The 270-nt window shown below is 70.0% G+C and carries 1 protein-coding gene; it reads right to left on the bottom strand.

Going from position 1 to position 270, the window contains the following annotated elements:
- Nucleotides 1-261: alkaline phosphatase (locus PZC42_RS21410; RefSeq protein ID WP_277214171.1), on the bottom strand; the 261-nt coding region annotated here is incomplete at its 3' end.
- Nucleotides 262-270: the final 9 nt, after the last annotated feature.

Below are 270 nucleotides of genomic sequence, written 5' to 3' on the forward strand. Positions count from 1 at the left end.
GTAGGTGTAGCCGGCGGTCTGGAACTGCGCGGTCAGGTCGGTCGCGTCGGTGCGCTTGCTGCCCGTCGTGCCTTGCGGCAGGTAGTGACGGCGGCCGCCGCCGAGCAGCACGTCTAGGCCATCCTTGAGCGCGGCGTTGTACAGCGCGTTGCCCGGCGTGCCTTGCGCGGCGATCTGGTTCTCGCCGTCACGATGGCAGATGTGTGAATACGTGGCGGCCGGCGTGGCGTGCGTCACCCGCGTGGTCGTCACCGCGCCCACCGACTTGCC

It is taken from the genome of Isoptericola croceus (genome assembly GCF_029382255.1).
GTDB classification, from domain to species: Bacteria; Actinomycetota; Actinomycetes; order Actinomycetales; family Cellulomonadaceae; genus Isoptericola; species Isoptericola croceus.